Origin of the sequence: Sulfurisphaera tokodaii str. 7 (assembly GCF_000011205.1) — an archaeon.
In the GTDB taxonomy this organism is placed as follows: Archaea; Thermoproteota; Thermoprotei_A; order Sulfolobales; family Sulfolobaceae; genus Sulfurisphaera; species Sulfurisphaera tokodaii.
Window position 1 is genome coordinate 2,045,411 of the sequence record NC_003106.2, and the last position, 20,778, is coordinate 2,066,188.

Sequence of the window (20,778 nt, forward strand, 5' to 3'; positions counted from 1 at the left end):
CCAGAGAAAATATTGTGAAACCCCCTATAATATTAATCAACTACAAGGCATATGAAAATTCCTACGGAGAAAAGGGAGTAGAAATATCTAAAAAAATAGAGAAAGTTAGCAAGGACTACGGGGTACCAATTATTATATCAGTTCCAGCAACAATGATATACAAACTCTCTCAAATTTTGGAAATACCAGTATACGCACAACATGTTGATGCATTAAGACATGGAGCGCATACTGGTGCAATATTACCAGAGATGATAAAAGATGCTGGAGCTAAGGGATCATTACTTAATCATAGCGAAAGAAAAATTAGATTAGATGAAATACATGAGGCTGTTACAAGGATAAGAGATTTAGGATTAGAGAGTGTTGTTTGTGCTGACTCTTATGAATTAGTTCATCCTCTAGCATTACTTAAACCTAACGCTATACTTATAGAACCTCCAGAATTAATCGGAAGTGGAAGAGCAGTATCTAAAGAAAAACCAGAAGTTATAACAAGAGCAGTTAACGAGATAAAAAAGGTAGAAGGAGTTTACCTAATCGCTGGAGCTGGGATTACAACAGGTGAAGATGTATATAAAGCAATTGAATTAGGAGCTGATGGTATTGGTGTTGCTAGTGCAGTAATGAAATCATCAACGCCAGAAAAAATAGTAGAAGATTTCATTATAAACGCTTTAAAAGCTATTGATAGAAAGAAATAAAATCAATAACTATATCAAAATAATTCCTATATTTCTCAAAAATTTTAATCAATATTTCTTTTCTATTTACAGATTCAGTATATTGAATAAGGTATAAAGATATCGCTATAATTAAATCGCAAAAAGAATAAAATTTTGATAAGAATTCTATTACTGAAATATTTATTTTTATTCTTCGTCTCTCAACGTAATAAGGTCTAAAACCTGAGAACAATTCTATTTCTATATTCTTAAGTTCTTCTGGTACATTATAACACAATATCGATAAGTTTAAATACAACAGAATTTTCACCGAAATATTTTCTTATAATCTCCTTTATCTTATCTATGTTTTTTACAAAAGCGTAAAGTATAGCTATTAGAAGATAAGAAGAAATAATTTCATACTCTCCACCACTTTGAACAGAAAAACTCTCGAACTTAACTGAATTTATCTTAACTGTTTTATCCTCTACGAGGGAAATGACATTATAGGGTAAGTCTGTTATAATAACGTTAACATTCTCATTTGATATACCTTCCTTAAGCAATATCTCATTAGCTATTTTAATTATACAATCTAAATCTTTACAGTTTATCATCAGGTGAACAACCCATCATCACTTTTTCAGTTAAGGTTGGTTTCCTCATTAATTACATTATTCTTATTAATCATTTTTAAGTGTTTACTTGAGATTAAACTTCTCGATAATTAAGTTAAGAGTAATTATCTTCAAATAGAATCTGAAAAAAGAGGTACCAATAAAAAAGATTTTTGACATAAAACTTTAAGGATTAAATGAGCTTTAACCAAAAAATTTAGAAATTATTGAAAATAACGACAAAACATTACAATCCTTCTCTCTTAAAACTAAAGTAGATAAACAATCTTGTAATTGCTACTAGAATTAGAGAGAAGAGAATTAATGTTGAAGCTTCAGTTACTGATGCATTAAAGTACGTTAAAAATGTATTATAGACACATACTGAGGCTACTGGAACACCATTAAATATCCACCCAGAAACATAAGGTGCAACAATGACGACTGAACCAAACTCACTTATAGCTCTAGCCATTGAAGTTAAACCAGCGGATATTATACCTCTTACTGAGGATGGTAAAATCACTCTAAAATAAGTTCTTAATTCTGAGGCTCCCAGACTTAATGCATAATATTCATAGCTTCTTGGAAGAGCTTCATAAAAGTTCTGCATTGCCCTTACATAAATAGGTGAAGAAACTATCATTAAAGCAAGTATTAAACCTAAATATGTAAAGAAGAAATTTATTCCATGAGTTTCTAGAAATCTTCCTAGAGGATTTAATGGACTATCTATAAAAAGTAAAGCTATGCCAACTACTGGATGAGGAACTGAAGCGGGAATGTCAACAATAGCCTCAATAATTGGATTTCTATGCCTAGCTAAGTAATAAGCTAAAGGAGTAAATAGAATTATGATTAACATAATGCTAATGGAGGAGGCAAAAAACGTTAACTCTATTGATCTTATTATAGCATTTCCAAAGGCATATTTCATAGAAAAATAAGGACCATAACCGTAATAAAGAACTGCAAGAATTGGGAAAATGAGGAGAAAAGCTAGAAAAAATACTAATGCCTTAAAAAGGTTAAACTGCACTGAAGTTCCCGCCATACTGTAATACACCTTGATTTAACAGATTAAGAATTTGTGATGGAACGTCGCTCTTGTTTTGATAGAATAGTAATGGGTGAGTTATTGGTGTTACCCCAAACATTGATAGTTCTTGAACGTGATCAACTATGAATTCGACAAACTCTATAGCTCCTTGTTCATTTGAGGCATTTACTGGAATAGTTATGTATAGATAAACAGGATTTCCATATATCTTCAATGTTTGACCATTAACTGTTATTTTGTAGAAGAAGAAGCTATCCCAGCTGGTCTCATTAGGATAATAACCAAAGCTTAACCATGGAGGAAGTTTTAAATATTCTAGATGTTGTGAGATCGCATAAGATACATAAGAAAACGTAAAGTCTAGTTTACCAGTTGCTAGATCTGGAACAAAGTCCGCCGTAGTAGGCGCTGATACAACATTTGGATTGTGGTTAACTAAGTTAATGAAGTAATCAAAACTATGATTAGCATAAAGATAACCAGCCATCTTTAAAATTAAATAGGCATATAAACCTTCTGGATCACTACTTGGGTTTGAAATACCTAAACTAAACTTTGTTGTTAATAAATAGAAGAAGTTATACCAGTACTGACTTTCATTAGTTTTCATAGCCATCGTATAGTTTGAGTATAACTGATTCCAATAAGGACTTTGAGTGGTATAGTTACTGTAGATTATAGCCATTTGATCAGAGATAAAAGCTATAGCCCAGCCTGGGTCTCTGTTACCTTCTAATTCAACAGCTTGAATATAAGCTACTGGTACAAAAACACTAACAGGTTGTCCTTTTGCAATCTGAGCAGCTAATCCAAATGACCCTCCTGGTACTACGTCTACTGTAATTCCAGTTTGTTGCTCAAACTGCTTAGCTAAATAGTCAAATATAGCCTTATAGGCACCAGCAACATACACAATAACTGGACCGCTTGATGATGGAGAAACAGAAGATGATGTTGTTGGTGTGGTAGTACTTGTAACTGAAGATGATGATGGATGACGAGTTAGCAACAGTACACCAACAACTGCTACTATTGCTATTATAATTATTGCTATGATTACATAAGAAGAGATTGCCTTATACACTTTGTGCCTAGACATTTGTATTTAATTAGAAATATTCCTATATTTAAATATTTTCACCAGTCCCTATATTAGAAGATTATATTTATATAGTCAAAATTTTTAAAACTTTTAGATAATTAATAGTAATTAATGCTTGAGGCTGAAGTGGAAAAACGTTATTCTAGTTTTGTTCTCAGCATACAGTTTAAGGATAAAGGTATAATTTCGATTATAGGAAAAAATGGAAGTGGAAAGACTACATTTCTTAAAATTTTATCCGGAATAATACAACCAGATAAAGGATATGTAAAACTTGACGGTAGAGATATTACTAATTTACCTATAAACAAAAGAAATATTATCCTAATAAACCAAGAAACATATATACCTAATTTTAATGTTAAGAAACATCTCATTTGGGGGGCAAAGATTAGAAAAATAAAAGTTGATGAAAAAGAGATTATCGAAATTGCTAAGATGTTAGACGTACCAATTAATGAAAATAAAAAAGTAGGACAATTGAGTCTTGGTAATAAAGAAAAGGTTTCTCTTGCAACTGCTATTATAGCTAGGCCTAGGGTTATATTGGTAGACGAAGGCTTTAGTAATATAAATAATAAGAGAAATTTCATAGAGAATTATATTAATTTAGCTAGAATGTATAGGATAGATATAATATATGTTACACAAGATATTGAAGACACTAAGTTAGCTGAGAAAACCTATATGATGGAAAATGGAAGCTTAAAATTGATTCATTAGTCACGTAACTTCTAAAACGTAAACGTTATTGACATTTGTAAATGTATATCCTGTTTTAATAACTCTTCCAACTTTTTCTAAAGCTTCATAAGAGGAATGAGAATAGATATAATACTCAATATTATCAACTATTGTATTTTCATCAACAATACAACCAGCATACTCGCTGTTTCCATCTATCCCATCAGTAGCTATAGCATAGAGTTTAAACCTGTGATTAGAATTTCTTTTAACCCATTTTAAGAAACCTAAACAAACTTCACCATTTCTTCCTCCTTTACCCGCTTTACCTTCAATTTTTACATCAGGTTCTCCTCCAGCTAAAAGGGTGTAGGGAGGTTTCAAGCCTAGGTTACTAAAAGAAGTATTTACAATTCCAGCTAAATTCTGGCCAAAAGAATATGCATCACCTCTTATCTCACTAGATAAAATAATAGGATTTTGGACAATATCCCTTAATTTTCTTAAGACAATATTTATATCAAGAATTAAAAAATTGAATGAATTATGAACTTCCTTCTTTGTCTCAATAAGATATTTGGAATATTCTCCTAAACCTACTTTATTTAAAATAAGTTTAGCGTCATCTACGGTACTGCTATCTGGCAAAGTTGGACCACTACCTACGGCACTTAAATCCCCTCCCGGAACATCACTGACTATTAAAGTTAAAATAGGGGCCTTGGAGAACTCAGTTAATTTTCCGCCCTTAATTAGGGATAAGTGTTTTCTTACGATATTTATTTCATTAACACTTAGTCCAGATTTAACTAGTTTCTCATTAATATCTCTTAATATCTCATAAGGTACATTAGAATATTCCATTAATGCTGAAGCTCCACCAGAAAGAAGAAAAATTAGTAAGTCATAATCTTCATTTTTTAGGAACTTGATAACTTCCGTTCCTGCCTTAAAACTTAATTCAGAGATATCTGGATGAGTAGATTCAATTACTTCAACCTTCGGAAGAGAAATATAAGAGCCTTTTGGAAGTATAACTAAACCTTTAACATCTTTAAGCTTATCGATAAAAAATTTAGCCATTTTATATGAAGCTTTTCCAACAGCAATAATTGCCGGTTTAGTATAAGGAAAATGATTGCCATCAACTATTATTTCATTCTTCTTGATTACTACTCTTTCATCTAAGGCTATATAAGGGTCTGAAAATGTTAATATTTTCTCTATTATTTTATCCATGTTATTTAGTCTCCTTATATAGTTCTGACGCAATTTTTTTACCTTTTTTTGTTAGATCATAATATATTCCCTTAGGCTTGTGATCCAATTCCTTGGCCTTAACTTTTAGCCATGGCTTGACTGAAGATGTAACACTTCTTTTTAAAGCACCTTGAAATCTTTGCAACAGACCCTCTTCTTCTAATTTCTTGCAAGCTTTTTCAATTTCGTCTTCACTATATTTAGGTGCCCAACCACTTTCACCTAACAACCTCCTAGCCATATACCATGGATTATCTGGACCGTATTTGTAAATATGAATAAGGATTTTTTTCTCCAAATCTGAAAGTTCACTCACTGACTAACACCTCTTCAGCCAGTGCTTTAGGAATAGATTCTTTTTTATTATCAATTTCAATTACAAAATCATTCTCATTCTTTTTAATTAATTTTATCTCGACCCCGGGTTTAATATTTAGCTCATCGGCCATAGATAAAATCCATTCTTCTTCTCTTATAATCATTATAACTTTATATTTTTTATTACATTCTGCTTCAGACAATTTTATTCCATTTACTTTAACTTCTCTTCCCGGAATAGGATGACCATGAGGACAAGTTAAAGGTTTACCAAGAAGTTCATCAATTTTATCTACCACATCTTCTGGCCAGATATGCTCAAGTCTATGAGCAAGCTGATGAGCCCTAATCCAATCAAGCCCTATTATATCAGTTAGCAATCTTTCAGAAAGTCTATGGGCCCTAATTAGCTTCTCAGCAATCTTTTTACCTTCAGCTGTTAATTTAATTTTCTTATTATCTCTTTCAATTAATCCAATTTTCTCTAATTTTTCAAGAGCTTTACTAACTGTGCCGGGTGATACATTAAAAGCAAGAATAAGATCAGAAACCCTGGCATATCCTTTAAGTAACTCAATTTCATAAATCTCTTTTAAGTAATTTTCTAATGGTTCAGATAGTTCCATACAAAAAATTACTTAACGATAATTTTAGTTTTTACTGTTTGAATAAGCCTGGGTGTTTCTCCTTCTTCTTTTACAAATACATTTACATTAGCTTGAAATTTACCTTCATAACCATGAGTTTTAAGATATTCTCTAACTCTATCAAGGGCCTCATCAATAGCTGATGAAATATGCTCATGCATTTTAGAAGCAATTTGTGGAACATCTAGATCTAATTCAGTTATCGCATAATATTTTTTTATTTCTTCCGAAGCTCTCATGTGTATCTAAAATAAAACTTCTTTTCATCAAATTAAAATTTAAGGTTTTAATTTCGAACTAGAAAAGCTTAATATAAATGGAATAATATCATATCATATATGTACAAAGTTATTTTTAAGGTTAGTAGTAATGGTTCTTTTACTAACTCCCTTAAGGAATTGAGAAAGGCTGGTTTTATTCCAATATACTTTAGAAGAGATAATGGGGTTGAGGAATATACTACTCTTTACAATTCTAATGATATTAATGAAGTTAAAGAAGCAATTATTGATTTTGCCTATTTAATCTCTAAGCAAGGTAAGAATGGAGGATATGATTTTGCTAAGATATATAAGGTTGAGGATAAGTATATTGGAAAGCTAGCCGGAGGAGGTTTAGGAGCTCTATTAGGTTATCAGTTTGGAGGTATTGCTGGACTTATATTAGGAACATTAGGAGGAATATTTTTAGGTGAGTTATTCGATATATCATATGGTCAAACTTTAGTGGGGTTAATAAATTGGCCAATCCAATTAACCAGTTAACTAAAAGAGGTTTAAGCATTTTATTAGGAGTTATAATGTTTCTAACATCAGTACTGTTAATTACCAAAGTCCATGTTAATCTATCAGAGATATTATTCACGTTTAATCCTTACCCGTTTTATTTCATAGGATTAATATTTGGAGTTGAAAGAATATTTTACGGGATTACGGGTAGTTCAAAACTTCTTTCATTAATTATGGGTGGGGGAGAATATTCTTCATTAAGTACCTTAGCCTTATTTATATTCTTCTTGAGTTTTGGATTATATGTAATAATTTATACAATAGCTTATACGCAAATAATATTACAGATGTTAAATGTAATTAATGGGATTAGTTATTTGCTTTTCTCTTTAAGTATATTTAAGGCTTGGCACATGTGAAAAAAGTCCAAGCACCAATTTTTTCATAATCTACTTTAAGTCCTACCTCTTCAAATATCTTTATATAATAATCTACAGAATGTATTTTTAACCCCCAAATCGTAGCCAAAAATTGACTTATCATGTTATTTTTTGTTAAAATTGTTGCAACACATTTCTTACCATGTTTTAGTACTCTATTTATTTCTCTAACTGCAACTAATACTGAAGGAAACATATGAAGAACAAACATTGCAGAAATACCATCGATAGATTCATCGGCAAAAGGAAGTTTTAATGCGTTCCCTCTTACTGCGACCACATTTGGTCTCTTATCCTTTAATATTTTTAAAAACTTATACGAGATATCAAGACCCATACAGATTTCGCACTTAACATAATCAAAGATCTTACCTGTTCCAGTACCAATATCTAAAACTATAGTACCGCTAATCATTTCTCCTGCCTTTCTCGTTATATAGCTATAACTTTTACCAGAAGTGATCAAAAGACCAAAAGGGGCCCAAACAGATTCATAAATTGGAGCTATTATATCAAGAATCTTTTCACTTTTTATATCTTCTGTTAATAAATCTATTATTCCATCAACTTCAGAAAATGTATGACCTTTTTCACATACCCATTTCTTAATAAACTTAGAACCGTCAATAGGGCATCTAAATATATCGCTCATTAAAATACCTATACCATATCTAATATATTAAATTTGATAAAGCAAAAGTAACCAAATCTTTTAAAGTTACTATCTCTATATTTTTAGAATTAGTTACAATTACACTACCTATATTTCTTTTAATCATCGTACTAACTACTGTGTGTAAACTCTCTTCTTTACTTACGCTATAAACTTCAACTATCATTATTTTATTAATACTTAAATTGAGATCTATATCGTAATTATAGACAATATCTCTTGATGAAACTATGCCATAGAGAAACTTATCATAAACGGGCATATGTCTAATCTTATTCTTTAACATAAGTTCACCAACGGTTTTTATCTTTGTATATGGTTCAACAAATATTGCTTCTTTAGATAGTTCACCTATGAGTGCATTACTTTTTGACCAATCTATTTGTGATATAACATCTTTGTAAGTTATTATCTTATTGTCATAAATTACTGCATCTGTATCATTATCAATCATACTCCTCATGATTTCTTTTAACTCATTGCTTTTCACTATGACTGGAAATTTCAATTTAGCATCTTTTAGTTTAGATTCAACATCATTATTAATTATATGATATAGTGCTTCATCAACACTAAAAATTCCTAAAATATTATTACTCCTACTAACAACTATTCTTCTTATGTTATTTCTCTTCATAAAGAAGAGCGCATCTATAACATAGGCGTCTGGATCAACACTTATTATTTCCCTTCCTTCAACTCTCAATCTTTAATTCCCTAATCTTAAGATAATTCAACAAATTATATAATAGTACCGTTAATGGATCATCACATTCAACTTTTTTACCGTTGATTATGAGATTGCACTCTTTATTGCAATTCTCAGCCTCACTAACTATTTTTCTACTAATTTCGTCTACCTCAGTAGGATTATGAATCTCAATTTTCTTTCCTAACTCTAAATCTTTATAACCTTCAACAAGAATAATATCGACTGGAAGAAGATAAAGAAGATTTAAATTACATCTATAAAACATGACACATTTTGAATCATTAAAAATTACAATATCCGATCCAGCTTCCCAAAAACGATATGTATCTTTACCTTGTATGTCAATCTCGTGGTGAGAATGCTTAACTACAGCCACACTATAACCCTTTTCCTTCAAAATCTTAACAGCTCTTTCAATTGCTGAAGTCTTTCCTGTATCCTTTTTGCCTACTACTTGTATAATGCAACCCATATGCTAATTTATACCAGTTAGTAATATTTTATAATGTGCTAATAAGCTTAGAAGAAGCTAGAAAAATAATTGATATTAACATTTCTTCAAAGCATAATTATTATAGATATGAAAGCATTTATAATTCAGTAGGGAAAATTATCCTAGAAGATATTTACGCAATAAAAAGTATTCCAGAGGTCAATTTGTCCGCTATGGACGGGTTTGCGTTCAAGGTGTCCGACTATAAAAAATATGGAAAACTAAAAATAGTCGGAAAACTGTTCCCCTCGTCTAAGGAAATCCCAGAACTTAAGGAAGGCGAGGCATATTATGTAGCCACAGGTGCACCAGTACCAAAGGGCGCTGATGCAGTAGTTAGAATAGAAGCTTCAAAAGTTATAAATAATGAATTAATTGTAGGAGAAGAGGTTTTTGAAGGAAAGGATATAAAATATGCGGGTGAGGATATAAAAGAAGGAGAGTTAATAATTAGGAAAGGAGATGTATTAACTCCTTATCATCTTGGAATATTAACTTACCAAGGTATAAGGGAAGTAAAAATAGGGAATATAAAGAGTTGTGTTATAGCATCTGGAGATGAAATAACACCATTCAATAATCCTTCACCAGAGCTTATACCAGATTCAATATCACCAATTATTCTATCAATACTCGAAAAAATTGGAAAAGCAACATATTATGGTGTAGTTAGAGATGAAAAAGAAAGTATAAAAGAGAAATTAATTAAAATGGAAGAAACTTGCGATGTTATTTTCTTTATAGGGGGTTCTTCAGTAGGAGAAAAAGATTATGTTAAAAAACTTGTTGTCGAGTTAGGAAAACTTTTGTTTGAAGGAGTAAGTGTGAATATTATAAAAAGAGGCGGTGTGGGATTGCTAGGAGAAACACCAATTGTAAGCTTACCCGGTCAAGTTGTCTCAGCAGTAACTGTTTTTTATGAACATGGACTTCATGTTATATCTAGAATGTTAGATAGTGAGATAAGAAAATTTGTAAAGGTTAAGTTAGGCAAAGATATGTATGTAGAGCATAAAATGGACTCGACTTATTTGTTTAGAATTGAAAATGGGGAAGCTTTTCCTTTAAGATGGGGTACAGGGTTATACAGTGAACTAATTAAAGCTGATGGTTTTGGTTATCTTTCAAGGGGAAAGACCCATAAAAGAGGAGAAGAAATTGAAATTCAAAAATTCCTTTGACGTAATTATTTTAGCCGGGGGAGAATCAAAAAGATTTGGATCTGATAAATGCTCATATGAACTTGACGGGAAAACATTTCTAGAAAGAATAGCAGATAATTTTCCAAACCCTATTATAGTTACTCATAAAAAAAGAAATATCTTTCACGGCATTCAAATAATAGATATAGAAAGAAAAGGTCCAGTAAAAGCAATAGAACTAGCTTTGCCTTATCTTACTAAAGATAAAGTCTTTATAACTGGTTGCGATTTTCCTTTCATAACATACGATTTAGCAGATTTTATTTGCAGTAAAGACAGTGAAATAAGTATTATTTTAGAAGAGGAAGAACAACCATTACTAGCATGTTACTCAGTGAAGCTTTTAAGAAAAAATATTAACAACGTCTTTTCTTTACAACAGCTTCTTAATTTTGCTAATACAATTTATTTTATAGGTACCTACGAGCTTCAACTTCACGGGTTTTCATTATTTCAACTCAAAAATATTAACTCTTGGATGGATTTTTTTAAAATACCAGATAAATATACGCTTAGCAAATACATTATACAAGATAATCAAAAGTGTTAGTGCCCTTCGTACCTACACCAGATGAGGTTGCGATAGAAATGTTGAAATGTGCTAATGCTAAGAAAGATGATATAGTACTTGACCTAGGCGCAGGCAATGCTAGACCCTTGATAATAGCGAAAAAACAATTCAATGTAAAATTAGCAATAGGGGTAGAAATAGATAAGAGATTATGTAAAGAAGCTTATGAGGATAAATCGATAGAAATAATTTGTGGTGATATGCTTACTATGGCTCCTATTTTACTCCCTAAAGCAGATATATTGCTTTCCTATTTATCTACAAGAACTAATGAACTCTTAGAGCCTTATATATTAAATTATGGTAAGAAAGGATTGAGAGTAATATCCCATGATTTCCGATACGATCATCTTACACTTTATGATACAAAAAGAGTAAAAGCAATGGGAATATTAGGGGAAACCGAACATATAATTTACTGTTACAAACTATGAAAATTTGTGCCTTATTCTCTGGAGGTAAAGATAGTACTTATTCCTTGCATTGGGCTGTATTAAAGGGTTTTGAAATCTTATGCCTTATTACTCTTCTTCCAAAAAAAGAATATTCATGGATGTTTCAAGTTCCTAATGTTGAACTTACGAAATATCAGGCAGAAGTTCTTGGTATCCCCCTTTTACAAATTCCTACCTCTGGTGAAAAAGATAAAGAATTAGAAGACCTAAAAATAGCATTTAAAAAAGCAAAGGAGCTTGGTGCTTATGGAATTGTAACTGGTGCATTACTTTCAGATTACCAAAGGTTAAATATTAATATAATAGCAGAAGAGGTAGGATTAAAAACATATTCTCCTTTATGGAGGAAAAAGCAAGATGAATACCTTAGAGAACTTGTTGAAGAGGGATTCAAATTTATAATAACCTCAGCAACAGCGTATGGCTTTCCCTTTGAATTATTAGGAAAAATTATAACTGAAAGAGATGTTGAGGCTATTATTGAAAGGGCCAGAAAATTTGGATTTAACCCGGCATTTGAAGGAGGAGAAGCTGAAACTTTTGTGGTTTACGCACCATTGTTCAAAAGAGAATTAAAGATTGAAGGTTATAAAAAGAAAATAAGTGAATATGAGTGGAGATTTATCATCACACATATACATTAAAAAATTGTAGTTTTATTGTAAATTATGATTCTATCATAGAAAACAGCAATATTGTAATTGAAGACGGAATTATTAAAAATTTAGGAAAAGAAGTTGAAGGAGATGAAATCGATTGTAGTAACTTTATAGTTATTCCCGGATTGGTAAATGCACACACTCATACGCCAATGATTATATTAAGGGGGTATTATGATGATGCAGAATTAAGTGAATGGTTAAATAAAATGTGGGAGTTTGAGAAAAATTTTGACAAAAAACTAATGAGATTAGGTTCTGAAATTTCCATACTCGAGATGCTAATTAATGGAACTACAGCGTTTGTAGACATGTATTTTAATCCTTTAGATGTTAAAGAATTAGCAGAAATATACAAAATAAGAGCTTTTGCTGGATTCACATTTCTTGACTCATTAAATGATCCCTATTTTATTGATAAACTCCAAAGAACTTTAACTCCTACAACATATTTTAAACCTATAATAAATGTACATAGTGTATATACCGTAAGTGAAAGTACATTAAAGTTAGCAAAACAATTACAAGAAGAATTAAATGAATGGGTTCATATTCATGTATCTGAAACTAGAAAAGAAATATATGAAATAAAAAAGAAATATGGCGTATTCCCAATAGAGTATTTAAACAACCTAGGACTGTTAAACAGAAAAATTCAATTAGTTCATGTAGGCTGGATAGCCAGTTGGGAAATTGACCTACTTAAAAACACCACAGTGACATATTGCCCTACATCTAACATGAAATTAGCAACAGGCGGTGCATTCCCATTGTATGATATGTTTAATAAAGGGGTAAATATAACACTAGGAACTGACGGACCTGCAAGTAATAATTCTTTAGATTTATTCATAGAAATGAAATACGGAGTTCTGCTTCAAAGACAAATGTATTGGAATACTGACGTTAAAGCATGGCATTTATTTAAAATAGCTACCTTAAATGGCTACAAACTCTTAGATCTACCAGGCGGATACATAAAAGAAGGAAATATAGCTGATCTTGTCTTATTGGATAAAAACAAAATATATCCACTTTTTAGAGATAGACTATTATCACACTTAGTATATTACGCCACTGGGAGTCTTGCTAAAGGCATAATAATAAACGGAGTATTAAGATGGAGAAAAGAACTAGAAAATCTTCTATTAGAAAAAACTAAACAGATTTATGAACTACTAAACTCTTGATCTACTAGCTGAGCCATCTTTTCAGCACAATCTTTAATATCACTTAGAATTTTCTGTTTCAATTCATTATAATCTTTTGTTTTATAAAGATATCTTGGCCTTCCAGCTTTGTTACCAGGTTCTTTTATCCTCATCACTAAACCCATTTCCAAGAGCTTATTTAAGCTCCTATTGATTGATGCTTTAGATAACTTTAAATCAGATTCTAAATCTTCAGTTCCCCTTGCCTCAGATTTTGCTAAAGCTATTAATACTTGTACATCCGTCTCTGATAAACCATAACAAAATGATAGAATATCCACTAATCCAGCATCCTTTCCAGAGGGTAATTTTATTCTTGTCCCACTAATCTGAGTTTGAGACATTTATATCACAAATAAAGATTCTATTATTACTCCTATTTATATTTTTTCGTTATAATTAAAGAGACCTTTACTAATCAGTTAAACTTACATATCAATATTTATTGCATAAGGAATTGAAACTTCCAGTTTGTATAAATGAAGAATAATCACATTTACTACTATTTTCGCTTTATCTATTTAAATCTGACTTTTCCCTACTATAGTAAAGTTTTAAATATAAGTATCAATATACATTAACTTGTGAGATAGATGGCTGTCGAAGAAATAGTTAAAGTATCAAGAAACTATCAAGTTACTATACCAGCCAAAATTAGGCAAAAGTTTCAAATAAAGGAAGGAGATCTTGTAAAGGTAGTTTTCGATGAGAACGAAAACGTAATTAAAATTCAAGTACTGAGAGAACCATGGAAATAAACATAAATTTTCTTTTTTCTCTTCTTTTATTAAATGCTAGTAGATGCGCACGCTCATATAGATATTAAGGATTTTGATAAAGATAGAGATCAAATACTAAAAAAATGTAACATAATAGTAGTAAATGCCGGAGTAGATTTAGAAAGTAATTTAAAATCTCTCGAATTAGAAAAAAAGTACAGTAATGTTATCGCAGCAGTAGGATTTCACCCCGAATTTGTTAAAAACAAAATAAATGAATTAGATAAATGTTTAGAACTTGTTGAAAAGGCAAGAATAATTAGTGAAGTTGGATTAGATTATTTTTGGATAAAAGAAGATGAACTAAGAAAGAAAGAAATAGAGATCTTGTCTAGGTTTTTAGAGATAGGTGAAAAAGAGCAAAAACCATTAATTATACACGTTAGAGGAGGATTTAATGACCTTGTTACCATTTTATCATCATATAAGGTTAAGTTTGTTATTCATGCATTTGAAGGAAGTATAAAAAATGCAAAAAGAGTTATTGAATTAGGTGGATTAATCTCTATGCCTCCAATACTTTTGAGAGATAAAACAAGACAAGAGATCATAAAAAATGTGGACTTAGAATATATTTTAACTGAAACTGATTCACCTTTTATGGCTCATGAGAAGATGATTAGAAACGAACCATGTAATGTACAATTAACAATAGAGAAGATTGCAGAATTAAAAAACATTGATATTCAAGAAGTAGAGAAAAAAATAGAAAATAACTTTAAAAAGTTACTTCATTTATGACTTTCTTCCTCTTCTGTTGGTGCAAAATATACGAATAGGAAGTACGCTAGAAAGCCGATAAATGCTGCAATAGTAAATGGCAGTACATAAGGTACGGCAGCTTGATGAAGTGTTATTTCTGAGATTTCCCAAACTAACCCAGCTATTGCTAAAACATATCCGATTCCCAATAGTTTAAAGAAACTAACCATTTTTTATCACCCTTCAACCAAAATTGTTCCCCATAGAGACATTAAATAACCTGCTTGCTCACCAGTTAGCGGATTAGACATTCCGTCTAAGTTATATACGTAATAGGCCGGATAAATAATTCCATAAACATATGCTGGTGCATTTGCCTTAAATGTGAATGTCATATAAGTATTATATGTTGATGAATTAAGCATTTGGTATGCTACTGGAGTTATTGTACCATTCCACCAAACTGCATAGACACCAACATACAGACCAGTCATTGGTTCTGGAGTTCCACTGGCAGTATAATTGTATAACCAATTATGATCATTATCTGGAGTCGGTATGTATAGTTTTAATGTAGCAGTTGAATTAGCATTTATTATAAATGTGGGACCAGGTATTGAATCATTAAATGCAGCATATTTATCAGAGACCGCATATAACACTGGTGAGGAACCTGAGACTACTATTATTGGTGGATTATAAGGATCACCGACTAGGCCACTAGAGTGCGCGGCGTTTGAAGAGCTAATATAACTGTTTATGTCACTAGGTGAGAAATAACCACTTGCTGGAATAACTAATATTTCACCTACATCATAAGAGAACCAGGGACCGTTATACTCACCATCTAAGAATGCATATGCACCTTCAGCAATTGGTGAACCACTTGGAGTACCAGCATACCATACAGCATATTGAGTTAGTCCAGGTACAATTTGAGTATCTACAACGTATTTGGAATTATACACTGGTATATACATATTCTCAGTTGCAGTCTTACCCATAACAGCATACATCGTCATATTCAAATACTGACCAGGATGAACTACCATTAGATTATAGTAGTATGGCAAAACTGTACCATTTGGTAATACTAGTTCTGAATCTATTCCCCCTCCATGTTCTTGAACCATAAAAACATATTGTTCAGCATATACAGTAGTTTGTATCACCATTGAAGTAGGAGTGTTTGATGGAATATCAGCAGAAAAAACAGTAGAAGTACCTCCAACAGTAAATACTTGAGGTAAAGTTGTAATTACAACTATTGCTAAAAGTAAAATTGCAAATCCAGTCCAAATCCATTCCCAAGTTTCTTTCTTCATATCTCACCACCAAATTTACAAGTTTTAAAATAAACTTCATATAATAAAAAATTAACTAATTTTTAAACTGTCTTAGCCCCTTTTAATGCACCTATGGCAGATAGAATTATACCTAAAGTAAGTAAAGAGATCCATGCCCATTCCAGGGGATCAGCTGGATTAGATGCATCACCAACTAGAACTAGTGGAATAGCACTTATGATTATTAAGATAGCACCAAATATTGCCATTCCCCACCATCCAGCAATAGCCTTTTTACTTAGCCTTGAATGGTTTAACTTTATTCCTATTCCTCTTAAGCTAAATCCAGCATTAGACCAATCTAATTGCATTGCTACAGTATTAATTAATTGGCCTAATGATAACCCTTCAGCCTTTAATACTCTACCTTTTACTAGTGTCATTACTAAGTTTAAGAACCAAACTAACGTAGCTAATTCTGCAATAATTGCTCCAACAGTAGCCAAATTCTCAGCATCTATAATATATGGAACTCTAGGAACTATTTCAGCCCTTCTTAATATTCCATCTAGACCTAGCAATTCAAAACCTATATCTAATAGAATAGATCCTATCAAATAACCCCAGAAGTGAACCCATGCAGCCCTTATCGAATACCAGCTCCTACCAGTCATCATTGGTAACATGAAGTATAATACAGCCATAGCTTCTGGAACAATACCTAATAAGATCATAGCGTGGAAGTGCCCAACTACCCACATAGTATTATGAACTATTGCGTCAACAGATATTGTTGCATTGGAAATTCCAGTAACACCAGCAAATATTGATCCGGCAAACCCAGTAGCAGTAAAAGCTGTAATAACATTCCATGAAACATTGGCTCCCTTAGCAGTAGCCCATAAGTTAAGGAATGTCATAAATGTTGGTACAGTTACAGCATAGGTTAGGATCTCTTGTAATACCTTTAGAGTAACTGGTAAGTTAACCATGTATAAGTGATGAATTGGTATATTATTGGAGAAGATTAAGTAAAGTACAGCCGCAACTCTACCCATTTTATCACTATAAAGTGGTTTGTTTGCTAAAGTTGGAATTAATAAATACATTGCAGCAACAGCTGGTAACCACGCCATATAAACTACTGCGTGACCAAATATCCAGAATGCAATCTGGTTAGCAATTACATTTAATCCAACAATTCCGGCAAAAGCTAATATATCCCAAACATCAGCAACAGTAACACCAGAATATCCAATCATGAAAAGTAAGATAATCATTAAGAAGAAGACTAATGGTACTGGTAATTTTTCTTTAATTTGTTTTGATGCTAAGTAGTAATGATAAACTATCCAAATACCTGCTAAATAGACAAATGCATCGTTCAATATCCAACCTATGAAGAATAAGGGGCTAACTACGTATAATGAATAGTTTGGAATACCAATTGGTGAGAGATAATACCAAGAAGTTGCTGAGAAGTAATTATCAAAACCCTGAGCAGTTACAATTAATATTGGTCCTTCCATGAACATCATAGAAATATTTAACAACACAAAAGCGAGATTTAATAACCACTTGGCTCTCGGTTGAAGATTAAGTAATTTTATAGTAAAATAAATTATTATTGCATAAATTACTTGCTGCGCAAAACCAAATAGGTCTCTTTCAGCATGTAATGTTATTCCTGCATAATACTCTTGTGGTGTAAATGGTAAAACACCATAAGTACTCCACATCGTTTCTTGTATTCTAACCATTAATGAATCAATAACACCTAATAATCCCCATATAACACCTAATACCAACATTCCCATAACAATTCTAGTAGTCCAATCTTTATCTAATTGGAATAATGCAACTATAATATCCTTAAGTCCCACTATGATTCACCATTTTTAATTTCGCTATCCCTTTTTTAAATCTTATTTTTATAAAAGTTACGTTTTTTATGATTAACTGAGTTTAATGTTATATAATGGTTTAAAAAAACTAAAATGCATAATTATTGAATATATTTTATCATTTTAGCAGAGTCTTTCCTGGTTGATAGACTAATTAACGGAGATGTTCATTTTCTCTAACAAGTGCCTATAATTAGATGTTTAAACTACTTTAATATACTTTTTAACAAATAGATATAGCAAAATACAAATGAAAATATCTATACTATTAATAATTTATATAATATATAGTTACAAAAAGAGAAAGATACTAACATATTGCTGTTAATCAGAAACTTTGATAAATAGTGTACATCCTCAAATTTCAAATATATTGTAATGGCGCCGGGGGCGGGATTTGAACCCGCGCGGGGACGGACCCCAGCGGCTTAGCAGGCCGCCGCCCTAACCGGGCTAGGCGACCCCGGCATACTAATATTATTACAACAAGTATATAAATTTTTTCGAGTAAAAGTCTTGGGCCTTAATTTATATTCATAAGATGGGTCGGCCCCCTTATGCCATGATCCTTTCCTCTCTAGATTTACCCCCAGCCTTTCTCACACCGGTGACCGGTGAACGCGGACGGCCGGACACGGTTGCTCCCTTCCGGACCTGGCCGATTCCTCCGGTTGACGCGATATCCCCTCTCCCTCCAGAGAGGAGATTCGCGTCCGTCTCGCCCCACCGGGCGGTGCTCATCGTTCAGCTGGGATCTAGAGAGGTAGGTATCATGGCATAAGGGTTACTGGTGCCCCATTACGCCACGGGGTTACAGGAGCTGGCGAGACTCCCCACCCTACCCGACCCAAATATAAATTATAAAAGTTCTTTAAGAGTTTAACTCATTCATAATTTCGCATAAAGAGTTCATTATTTTTATTCCTAGATTTATTAACTTCTCAACATCAATAGGTACTTCCGATCTTACTAGATATATTTTGCCTAATTTTGCTTTTTTAAAGGCTATTGCATCAACTTCAGTATCTCCTATTCCTATTGATAGCTCTGGATTAAGATCCAATTTGTTTATTGCCAATAATATCCCTTCAGGGTCTGGTTTGCCGTTTGTCACATCATCAGAAGTTATAATTAAATCTACTGAAATTCCAACAGTGTTTAAAACCTCTCTTGCTGATATAGTGTTAGATGACGTAACTATAGCAGTCTTATATCCGAGTTCTTTAGCTTTTTCTATTATTTCTTTTGAACATCTTGTTCCTTTAGCTTTTCTCTTAACCAAATCTAGATATATATTGTTTTTTATATTCATTAACTCCTTCCATTTATCTTTGGCTAAAATTTTTGCTATATCTGCAGTTTTTCTTCCCAACAAAGTCTCTATTTGTATATCTGTGTTTATACCGAGTTTAGATAGTGCTATTTCCCAAGCTTCTTTATGAATAAAAGCCGTATTAGCTAGGGTACCATCTAGATCAAAAATTATACCTTTATTCATGGAATTATCAAACTTCTTATAGCTTCTCCTTCTTCTAATAATTTTACTGCCTCATTTACCTCCTCTAATCTATATTTACCAGTAACTAACTTACCTGGATCATATTTTCCAGATCTTACTAACTCTAATAATCTAGGCATATCAATCCTAGGTCTGCCCCCGTAATTTCCAAGTATAGTTATTCCATTTCTTACAATCATTGCTATTCTTAATGGAATTTGAGCTGAAACTGGTGGTAGTCCTACTAAGACAACTCTTCCGCCAATTCTCACGCTTTCTATTGCCATTTGTACTGTTTCTTGTGTCCCACCAGCCTCTATAACTACATCAGGCCCTCCGTTAGTTACTTCCTTTAATGCTTTAATGGGGTCTGTTTCTTTTGTATTTATAACATCAGTTGCACCTAACTCCATGGCTTTTTCAAGTTTCCATTTCTTTGTCCCTAAGGCAATTATCCTCCCAGCTCCGCTCGCTTTGAGTAATTGTATAATTGAAAGACCAACGCCACCTACTCCAATAACTGCTACTGTTTCACCTGGTTCAATTTTAGCCGAGTCTACTGCACCATACCCGGTAATTCCTGCACAACCTAATACTGCAACCTTTTGTAAATCCATGTCTTGAGGAACAACTGTTAATGCGTTTTCATGAACTATCGCATATTCAGCAAACCCTCCTCCAAGAAATGTCCTAACTATTGTACCATTTTTTAATCTTAACCTGGTAGTACCATCAAACATTGTACCTTTTAATCTTACAGAAGAAAATGTTTCGCAAAGATTTTCATGTCCAGATATGCAATTTTTACATTTCCCACAAGGATGAATAAACGCTGAAATCACTCTATCACCAGGCTTTACTCTAGTTACACCAGGACCTACTTTCTTTACAATCCCAGCTATTTCATGCCCAGCAACTACTGGTGGTGGTACAGGCGTTGCTCCAACAAACACATTAATATCTGAATGGCACAATCCAGTTGCAACTACTTGTACCATAACCTCATTTTCTTTAGGATCTTCTATTTCTACTTCCTCAATTTTTAATGGCTCCTTATAGTTAAATAATACTGCTGCTCTCATTCATATACCTTTTATTTATACAGTATA

27 protein-coding genes, 1 tRNA gene and 1 other RNA gene are annotated in these 20,778 nt (G+C 32.2%); 11 read left to right on the plus strand and 18 right to left on the minus strand.

Going from position 1 to position 20,778, the window contains the following annotated elements:
- The first annotated feature begins 14 nt into the window (after positions 1-14).
- On the plus strand, positions 15-704 hold the full coding sequence (gene tpiA, locus STK_RS11255; protein WP_010980103.1) for a triose-phosphate isomerase: 690 nt from the start codon (positions 15-17) through the stop codon (positions 702-704).
- Positions 705-952: 248 nt separating this feature from the next.
- Here tpiA and STK_RS11265 read toward each other — a convergent pair whose 3' ends face one another.
- The 3 genes from STK_RS11265 to STK_RS11275 all read right to left on the minus strand — a co-directional run bounded on the left by STK_RS11265 (position 953) and on the right by STK_RS11275 (position 3,444).
- The gene (locus STK_RS11265) at positions 953-1,285 is read right to left on the minus strand and encodes a hypothetical protein (RefSeq protein WP_010980105.1); all 333 of its coding nucleotides are present in this window, start codon (positions 1,283-1,285) and stop codon (positions 953-955) included.
- A 247-nt stretch (positions 1,286-1,532) separates the two neighbouring features.
- On the minus strand, positions 1,533-2,339 hold the full coding sequence (locus STK_RS11270) for an ABC transporter permease (RefSeq protein ID WP_052846712.1): 807 nt from the start codon (positions 2,337-2,339) through the stop codon (positions 1,533-1,535).
- Entirely contained in the window at positions 2,314-3,444 is a 1,131-nt protein-coding gene (locus tag STK_RS11275; protein ID WP_010980107.1) for an extracellular solute-binding protein, read from the minus strand. Before STK_RS11275 ends, STK_RS11270 begins: the two co-directional genes overlap by 26 nt.
- Before the next feature lie 114 nt (positions 3,445-3,558).
- Here STK_RS11275 and STK_RS11280 point away from each other — a divergent pair, with 114 nt between their 5' ends.
- Positions 3,559-4,170: an ATP-binding cassette domain-containing protein gene (locus tag STK_RS11280; RefSeq protein WP_010980108.1), complete on the plus strand. Its 612-nt coding sequence runs from the start codon at positions 3,559-3,561 to the stop codon at positions 4,168-4,170.
- Here the strand turns inward: STK_RS11280 and STK_RS11285 are convergent, their stop codons facing one another.
- Genes STK_RS11285 through STK_RS11300 form a run of 4 tightly spaced genes read right to left on the minus strand, consistent with a single transcriptional unit; the run spans position 4,171 to position 6,595 of the window.
- Complete coding sequence (locus STK_RS11285; protein ID WP_010980109.1) at positions 4,171-5,370, minus strand: glycerate 2-kinase; 1,200 nt, start codon at positions 5,368-5,370, stop codon at positions 4,171-4,173.
- Between the two features lies 1 nt (position 5,371).
- Positions 5,372-5,707, minus strand: a complete 336-nt coding sequence (locus STK_RS11290) for a DUF2250 domain-containing protein (RefSeq protein WP_010980110.1) — start codon at positions 5,705-5,707, stop codon at positions 5,372-5,374.
- The gene (locus STK_RS11295) at positions 5,700-6,335 is read right to left on the minus strand and encodes a metal-dependent transcriptional regulator (RefSeq protein ID WP_010980111.1); all 636 of its coding nucleotides are present in this window, start codon (positions 6,333-6,335) and stop codon (positions 5,700-5,702) included. The genes STK_RS11290 and STK_RS11295 overlap by 8 nt, the downstream gene beginning before the upstream one ends.
- Before the next feature lie 8 nt (positions 6,336-6,343).
- Positions 6,344-6,595: a hypothetical protein gene (locus STK_RS11300; protein ID WP_052846713.1), complete on the minus strand. Its 252-nt coding sequence runs from the start codon at positions 6,593-6,595 to the stop codon at positions 6,344-6,346.
- A 99-nt stretch (positions 6,596-6,694) separates the two neighbouring features.
- Here STK_RS11300 and STK_RS11305 point away from each other — a divergent pair, with 99 nt between their 5' ends.
- Together STK_RS11305 and STK_RS11310 are read left to right on the plus strand one after the other, a co-directional pair.
- Positions 6,695-7,120, plus strand: coding sequence for a hypothetical protein (locus STK_RS11305; RefSeq protein WP_010980112.1), 426 nt, complete (start codon positions 6,695-6,697; stop codon positions 7,118-7,120).
- The gene (locus STK_RS11310) at positions 7,096-7,503 is read left to right on the plus strand and encodes a hypothetical protein (protein WP_069168158.1); all 408 of its coding nucleotides are present in this window, start codon (positions 7,096-7,098) and stop codon (positions 7,501-7,503) included. The genes STK_RS11305 and STK_RS11310 overlap by 25 nt, the downstream gene beginning before the upstream one ends.
- On the opposite strand, the gene STK_RS11315 is transcribed toward STK_RS11310, so the two are convergent.
- The 3 genes from STK_RS11315 to mobB are packed head-to-tail and all read right to left on the minus strand — an operon-like array spanning position 7,484 to position 9,381.
- A complete protein-coding gene (locus STK_RS11315; RefSeq protein WP_010980114.1) occupies positions 7,484-8,176 on the minus strand; it encodes a class I SAM-dependent methyltransferase in 693 nt (230 codons plus the stop codon). The genes STK_RS11310 and STK_RS11315 overlap by 20 nt on opposite strands.
- 19 nt (positions 8,177-8,195) lie before the next feature.
- The gene (locus STK_RS11320; RefSeq protein ID WP_052846714.1) at positions 8,196-8,903 is read right to left on the minus strand and encodes a CBS domain-containing protein; all 708 of its coding nucleotides are present in this window, start codon (positions 8,901-8,903) and stop codon (positions 8,196-8,198) included.
- Complete coding sequence (gene mobB, locus STK_RS11325) at positions 8,893-9,381, minus strand: molybdopterin-guanine dinucleotide biosynthesis protein B (protein WP_010980116.1); 489 nt, start codon at positions 9,379-9,381, stop codon at positions 8,893-8,895. The genes STK_RS11320 and mobB overlap by 11 nt, the downstream gene beginning before the upstream one ends.
- Positions 9,382-9,416: 35 nt before the next feature.
- Between mobB and STK_RS11330 the strand changes: the two genes are divergently transcribed.
- From STK_RS11330 to STK_RS11350, 5 genes are read left to right on the plus strand one after another with little or no spacing between them, the layout of a single operon-like run.
- Positions 9,417-10,583: a molybdopterin molybdotransferase MoeA gene (locus STK_RS11330; RefSeq protein WP_010980117.1), complete on the plus strand. Its 1,167-nt coding sequence runs from the start codon at positions 9,417-9,419 to the stop codon at positions 10,581-10,583.
- Positions 10,561-11,154, plus strand: coding sequence for an NTP transferase domain-containing protein (locus STK_RS11335; RefSeq protein WP_052847011.1), 594 nt, complete (start codon positions 10,561-10,563; stop codon positions 11,152-11,154). Before STK_RS11330 ends, STK_RS11335 begins: the two co-directional genes overlap by 23 nt.
- On the plus strand, positions 11,148-11,609 hold the full coding sequence (locus STK_RS11340) for a 50S ribosomal protein L11 methyltransferase (RefSeq protein WP_010980119.1): 462 nt from the start codon (positions 11,148-11,150) through the stop codon (positions 11,607-11,609). Before STK_RS11335 ends, STK_RS11340 begins: the two co-directional genes overlap by 7 nt.
- Positions 11,606-12,274, plus strand: a complete 669-nt coding sequence (locus STK_RS11345; protein WP_010980120.1) for a diphthine--ammonia ligase — start codon at positions 11,606-11,608, stop codon at positions 12,272-12,274. Before STK_RS11340 ends, STK_RS11345 begins: the two co-directional genes overlap by 4 nt.
- Positions 12,244-13,479: an amidohydrolase gene (locus STK_RS11350; protein ID WP_010980121.1), complete on the plus strand. Its 1,236-nt coding sequence runs from the start codon at positions 12,244-12,246 to the stop codon at positions 13,477-13,479. The genes STK_RS11345 and STK_RS11350 overlap by 31 nt, the downstream gene beginning before the upstream one ends.
- Here STK_RS11350 and lrs14 read toward each other — a convergent pair.
- Positions 13,458-13,844 (minus strand): HTH-type transcriptional regulator Lrs14, encoded by a 387-nt coding sequence (gene lrs14 / locus STK_RS11355; RefSeq protein ID WP_010980122.1) that lies wholly within the window; start codon positions 13,842-13,844, stop codon positions 13,458-13,460. The two genes, STK_RS11350 and lrs14, sit on opposite strands and share 22 nt — an antisense overlap.
- A 249-nt stretch (positions 13,845-14,093) precedes the next feature.
- On the opposite strand from lrs14, the gene STK_RS11360 reads away from it, so the two are divergent.
- Entirely contained in the window at positions 14,094-14,258 is a 165-nt protein-coding gene (locus tag STK_RS11360) for an AbrB/MazE/SpoVT family DNA-binding domain-containing protein (protein ID WP_010980123.1), read from the plus strand.
- Between the two features lie 33 nt (positions 14,259-14,291).
- On the plus strand, positions 14,292-15,020 hold the full coding sequence (locus STK_RS11365) for a TatD family hydrolase (protein WP_010980124.1): 729 nt from the start codon (positions 14,292-14,294) through the stop codon (positions 15,018-15,020).
- Here the strand turns inward: STK_RS11365 and STK_RS11370 are convergent.
- The 7 genes from STK_RS11370 to STK_RS11395 form a co-directional block, all read right to left on the minus strand.
- The gene (locus STK_RS11370) at positions 15,011-15,211 is read right to left on the minus strand and encodes a hypothetical protein (RefSeq protein ID WP_010980125.1); all 201 of its coding nucleotides are present in this window, start codon (positions 15,209-15,211) and stop codon (positions 15,011-15,013) included. The genes STK_RS11365 and STK_RS11370 overlap by 10 nt on opposite strands.
- A gap of 6 nt (positions 15,212-15,217) precedes the next feature.
- Positions 15,218-16,306, minus strand: a complete 1,089-nt coding sequence (locus STK_RS11375; RefSeq protein ID WP_010980126.1) for a hypothetical protein — start codon at positions 16,304-16,306, stop codon at positions 15,218-15,220.
- A 62-nt stretch (positions 16,307-16,368) separates the two neighbouring features.
- A complete protein-coding gene (locus STK_RS11380) occupies positions 16,369-18,150 on the minus strand; it encodes a cbb3-type cytochrome c oxidase subunit I (protein ID WP_010980127.1) in 1,782 nt (593 codons plus the stop codon).
- Between the two features lie 400 nt (positions 18,151-18,550).
- Positions 18,551-18,639 (minus strand) — tRNA-Ser (locus STK_RS11385).
- Between the two features lie 75 nt (positions 18,640-18,714).
- An RNA gene (gene ffs / locus STK_RS14625) (signal recognition particle sRNA) lies at positions 18,715-19,020 on the minus strand.
- 22 nt (positions 19,021-19,042) lie between these two features.
- On the minus strand, positions 19,043-19,669 hold the full coding sequence (locus STK_RS11390) for an HAD family hydrolase (RefSeq protein ID WP_010980129.1): 627 nt from the start codon (positions 19,667-19,669) through the stop codon (positions 19,043-19,045).
- Entirely contained in the window at positions 19,666-20,751 is a 1,086-nt protein-coding gene (locus STK_RS11395) for a zinc-binding dehydrogenase (protein ID WP_010980130.1), read from the minus strand. Before STK_RS11395 ends, STK_RS11390 begins: the two co-directional genes overlap by 4 nt.
- Positions 20,752-20,778: the final 27 nt, after the last annotated feature.